At 71.3% G+C, this 4,834-nt stretch carries 6 protein-coding genes and 1 pseudogene; 4 read left to right on the forward strand and 3 right to left on the reverse strand.

All coding sequences use genetic code 11. From position 1 onward, the window contains the following. Window positions 1–875, reverse strand: a pseudogene (locus KBX53_RS22550) (citramalate synthase); the annotation flags it as partial. A gap of 304 nt (window positions 876–1,179) precedes the next feature. Between KBX53_RS22550 and KBX53_RS22555 the strand changes: the two are divergent. The 4 genes from KBX53_RS22555 to KBX53_RS22570 all read left to right on the forward strand — a co-directional run bounded on the left by KBX53_RS22555 (window position 1,180) and on the right by KBX53_RS22570 (window position 3,282). Then, window positions 1,180–1,356, forward strand: coding sequence for a hypothetical protein (locus KBX53_RS22555; RefSeq protein ID WP_156057951.1), 177 nt, complete (start codon window positions 1,180–1,182; stop codon window positions 1,354–1,356). Between the two features lie 2 nt (window positions 1,357–1,358). Beyond that, window positions 1,359–1,889, forward strand: coding sequence for a carboxymuconolactone decarboxylase family protein (locus KBX53_RS22560; protein WP_210861489.1), 531 nt, complete (start codon window positions 1,359–1,361; stop codon window positions 1,887–1,889). An 84-nt stretch (window positions 1,890–1,973) separates the two neighbouring features. After that, entirely contained in the window at window positions 1,974–2,432 is a 459-nt protein-coding gene (locus KBX53_RS22565; RefSeq protein WP_030337245.1) for a hypothetical protein, read from the forward strand. A gap of 55 nt (window positions 2,433–2,487) precedes the next feature. After that, complete coding sequence (locus KBX53_RS22570) at window positions 2,488–3,282, forward strand: tyrosine-protein phosphatase (protein ID WP_051708838.1); 795 nt, start codon at window positions 2,488–2,490, stop codon at window positions 3,280–3,282. Between the two features lie 46 nt (window positions 3,283–3,328). On the opposite strand, the gene KBX53_RS22575 is transcribed toward KBX53_RS22570, so the two are convergent. Further along, window positions 3,329–4,426, reverse strand: coding sequence for a branched-chain amino acid aminotransferase (locus KBX53_RS22575; protein WP_210861491.1), 1,098 nt, complete (start codon window positions 4,424–4,426; stop codon window positions 3,329–3,331). Window positions 4,427–4,589: 163 nt separating this feature from the next. Then, window positions 4,590–4,834 (reverse strand): isocitrate/isopropylmalate family dehydrogenase (locus tag KBX53_RS22580; RefSeq protein ID WP_247676054.1); only part of this gene is annotated, 245 nt, incomplete at its 5' end.

Consider the following 4,834-nt stretch of genomic DNA (forward strand, 5'->3'; position numbering starts at 1 on the left):
TACGCCTGGTGGGTGTCGGGGGCGATGTGGGCGATCTCGGCGATGGCGTGCGAGACCCGCACCATCAGTGCCAGGCAGCACTCCGGTAGGACGGGCATGCCCAGCTTGAGTTCAAGGTTCGCGACGACCGCGAAGATGTCGGCGTTGCCCGGGCGTTCGCCGTACCCGTTGGCGGTGCCCTGCACGTGGCGGACGCCCGCCTCCACGGCGGCGATCGTGTTGGCCACGGCGCAGGCGGTGTCGTTCTGGGCGTGTATGCCGAACAGCGCGGGGTCGATTCCCAGCCGGTCGGTCAGGTCGCGGATCACGGCGGTCACCTGGGACGGCAGCATGCCGCCGTTGGTGTCGCAGAGCACCATCCGCTCGGCGCCGGCGGCGAGCGCGGTCTGCACCACCGCCGCACCGTACGCGGGGTCGTGCCGGTAGCCGTCGAAGAAGTGTTCGCCGTCGACGAAGACCCGGCGGCCCTCGCGGACGAGGTGGTCGACGGTGTCGTGGATCATCGCCAGGTTCTCCGCGCCGGTGGTCCGCAGCGCGCGCTCGACGTGCCGGGTGTCGGCCTTGGCGACCAGGGCCACCGCCGTCGTCTGCGCGTCCAGCAGGGCGCGCACCTGGGGGTCGTCGGCGACGGAGACGCCGGCCTTGCGGGTGGCGCCGAACGCGACGAGCACGGCGTGCCGCAGATCCAGTTCGGTGCGGGCGCGCCGGAAGAACTCGGTGTCCTTGGGTACCGCGCCCGGCCAGCCGCCCTCGATGAAGCCGACGCCGAACTCGTCGAGCAGCCGGGCCACGGCCAGCTTGTCGACCACCGAGTAGGTGAGCCCCTCGCGCTGGGCGCCGTCGCGCAACGTGGTGTCGAAGACCTGGAACGTCATCAGGATCCTTTCTCGGAGCAACAAAAAGACCTCCCGCGGATGCGGGAGGTCTGCGCGCTCGGCAGAGGGGAGAGCCGGCGCGCTAGGTCGCAATAATCAGGACGGTGCGTGTCACGATGGCTACTCTGCCACCCCGCCCATGGTTTTGGGAGGAACAATCCACATGGCGAGACGATTACTGAGCGTTCGTTCAGCTCGAGCCATCGCCCGTGATCGGCTTCACACGGCACCAGGGCGCCCACCGGCAGGAACAGCGGTGCGGAAGCATCTGGAACTGGCCACGTGCCAGTTGCAAGGAGGACCCGTGCTCACCGTCAGTGACCGCTTACCTGAGCACGGACTCACCGCCTGCGTATCGCTGGGCGCCACCAACGCGTCCAAGACGATCAACCACGCGTCCCACGAGGGCAAGTGGCGTCTGGTCTTCGTCGGGCCGATGGACGAGACCTCCATCAGCCCGACGGAGATCGCCGGGGTGTGACCATGGGCCTGGACGCGCTCACCGCGGCCCTGCCGGCGTACGCCACGGACATCAGGCTCAACCTGGGCTCCACCCTCGGCGCGTCGACGTTGACCCCGACGCAGACCTGGGGCACCGCGCTGGCCTCTGCGGTGGCCGCCCGCAACCCGGTGGTGCTGCGGGAGATCGCGGCCGAGGCGCTCGGACACCTCGGGCCGGAGGGGGTCGAGGCCGCCAAGGGCGCCGCGGCGATCATGGCGATGACCAACATCTACTACCGGGCCAAGCACCTCCTCGACGACGAGCGGTACACCTCGATGCCGGCCCGACTGCGGATGCAGATCGTCGCGCGGCCGGGGGTGGACAAGGGCGACTTCAAGCTCTGGTGCCTCGCAGTGTCGACCATCAACGACTGCGACGTGTGCGTGCGCTCGCACGAGAAGACGCTGCGCGACAAGGGCTTCACCCCGGAACAGGTGCACGAGGCCCTGCGGATCGCCGCCGTGGTGCACGCCACTGCGGTCACCCTGGACGCCGAGGCCGCGCTGACCTGAGCTGGTACGCCGTTTCCGGCCCCCGACGGCCGGGTAGCTCCGACGGAGACATGAGTTGCTCGGTGACAGTCAGGAGTGAACGGCATGGACAGGATCGATCCGCACGCCACCCACGCCGGGCCGGACCCGCTACGCGGGGGTGACCAGGGCACGGTGCCCGGCGGCGCGCCGGCCGGCACGTTCGACCCCTGGCGCTACCGCGACCAGGCCGGCGTGGCCGACGTCGACCTGGTCGGCTACAAGGTCGAGGCCACCGACGGTGGAATCGGCAAAATCGACAGCGCCAGTCACGAGGTGGGCGGCAGCTACCTGGTAGTGGACACCGGGCCGTGGATCTTCGGCAAGAAGGTGATGCTTCCGGCCGGCACCGTCAACCAGGTCGACCACGACCAGCGCACCGTCTCCGTCGACCGGACCCGGGACCAGATCAAGGCCGCCCCGGAGTACGACGAGAGCAGCCACAGCGACCCGAGCTACCGGGACCAGCTGGGTGGCTACTACGACGAGACGTACGGCGCGCTGCCGCCCGGCACGGCCCGGTGACGGTCCGACCCGACGGCCGGTGGGGCGATGTCCCACCGGCCGTTACCGTGTGACAGTGGACACCACCGAGGACGACCCCCAGCTCTCGCTCCCCGCCACCTTCAACTTCCGCGACGTCGGTGGCTACGTCGGCCACGACGACCGGACCGTGCGCCGGGGCCGGCTCTACCGCTCCGACTCGCTGCACCGCCTCACCGAGCAGGACCAGGACGCGTTCGCCGCGATCGGGATCCGCACCGTCATCGATCTGCGCCGCCCCACCGAGGTGGAGCGGGACGGTCGGGTGCCGGCGTACCAGGGTCTGACCTACCGGCACATCCACCCGGAGCACGCCGACTGGGCGGGTACGCCGCACGAGGAGGGCGCGAGCCTGGCGCGCTACCTCGCGGACCGGTACGCCGACCTGGCCCAGACCGGCACCGCCGGGCTGGCCGAGGCGGTCGGGTTGATCGCCGACTCCGCCAACGCCCCGGTGGTGGTGCACTGCGTCGCCGGCAAGGACCGCACCGGGATCGTCTGCGCGTTGACCCTGGCCGTGCTCGGCGTCGACGACGCGGACATCAGCGCGGACTACGCGTTGAGCAGCGCGGCGTCGGCCCGCTACAGCGCCTGGCTGGCCTCCGTCACCCCGGACGGTGTTGACGTGCCGGCACCGTTCCTGAGCTCACCCGCCGAGGCCATGCAGATCTTCCTCAACGAGCTGCGCGAGGGGCACGGCTCGGTCGAGGCGTACCTGCGCCACGCCGGGGTGACCGACGAGCAGCTCGCCGCGCTGCGCGACCACCTGCTCGACGAACCCGCCCAGGCCTGGGCCGACGACGACGCGCCGGGCGGCGTCGGGCACGGCTGACTGCGCCGGCCCGTCCGGGTGGGCGGGCCGGCCACAGCGACGGAGGTCAGAAGACCCGCTGCACCCAGCCGTACGGGTCGGCCGCCGTGCCCCGCTGGATGGCGACCAGCTGCTGGCGCAGGGCCATGGTGACCTGGCCGGGCTCGCCACCACCGAGCAGGACCTCACCGTCCGGGAAGCGGACCCCACCGATCGGGGTGATGTCCGCGGCGGTGCCGCCGGCGAACTCCTCCCGCAGGCGACCGCTGGCGGCGTCGGCCTGCCAGTCGGCGAAGCTGACCGGCCGCTCCTCGACCCGGTGCCCGGCCGCGCCGGCCAGCGCGAGGACGGCGTCGCGGGTGATGCCCGGCAGGATCGTGCCGGTCAACGGTGGGGTGACCACAGTGCCGTCGTCGTAGACGAAGAAGACGTTCATGCCGCCCAGTTCGTCGACGAACCGGCGCTCCACCGCGTCCAGGAAGACGACCTGGTCGCAGCCGGCCTCGATGGCCTCCGCCTGCGCCGCCAACGACGCGGCATAGTTGCCGCCGCACTTGGCCGCGCCGGTGCCACCGGGCGCGGCCCGGGTGTAGTCCGGAGAGACCCAGACGGTGACCGGCTTCACGCCACCGCTGAAGTACGCCCCGACCGGTGAGGCGATCACCATGTAGAGGTACTCGTTGGCCGGGCGGACGCCGAGGAAGACCTCGCTGGCGAACATGAACGGCCGCAGGTAGAGGCTGCCGTCCTCGCCGGTGGGGATCCACTCACGGTCGATCTCGATCAGCTTGTGCAACGAGTCGACGAACACCTCCGGCGGCAGCACCGGCATCGCCATCCGCTGCGCGGAGGTGGCGAAACGGGCAGCGTTGGCGTCCGGCCGGAACATCGTCACGCCACCGTCGGCCGTGCGGTACGCCTTGAGCCCTTCGAAGATCTCCTGCGCGTAGTGCAGCACCGCGCTGGCCGGGTCCATCGGGATCGGGCCCCGCGCCTCCACCCGGGCGTCGTACCAGCCCTTGCCGTCGGCGTAGCGGACGGTGACCATGTGGTCGGTGAAGACCCGGCCGAACCCGGGGTTGACCAGGAGGGCGGCCCGATCGGCGGCGGATACCGGCGCGGCATTCGGACGGATCTCGAAGTCGAGCTTGTCACCACCGCTCATCGCGCTGACCTCCCTGCGGAACAACGGCATGCGGGACCGCACACCGAGATGGTTGTGCCAGAAACCTACCCCGAACGGTCGTTCAGCGGGTAGCGCCGGTCGGGCCGGACGGACGGCACCGGGCGGACCGGCGCCGGGCCGGTCGCCGGGCGGGCCGGGACGGTCAGGCTACGGCGTGGGCCGCGAGCCGGTCGCCGACCTCTTCGGTACGCAGCGGTACGCCCGGAACCCGGTTGGCCAGCTCGGCGGCGACCGCCGCGTTGACCCGGGCGGCGGACTCGGCGTGCCCGAGCTGATCCAGCAGCAACGCGGCGGAGAGCACGGCGGCGACCGGGTCGGCGATGCCCTGACCGGCGATGTCCGGCGCCGAGCCGTGCACCGGCTCGAACATCGAGGGGTACGCCCCCT

This window comes from Micromonospora sp. M51 (genome assembly GCF_018070305.1).
Taxonomy (GTDB): domain Bacteria; phylum Actinomycetota; class Actinomycetes; order Mycobacteriales; family Micromonosporaceae; genus Micromonospora; species Micromonospora parva.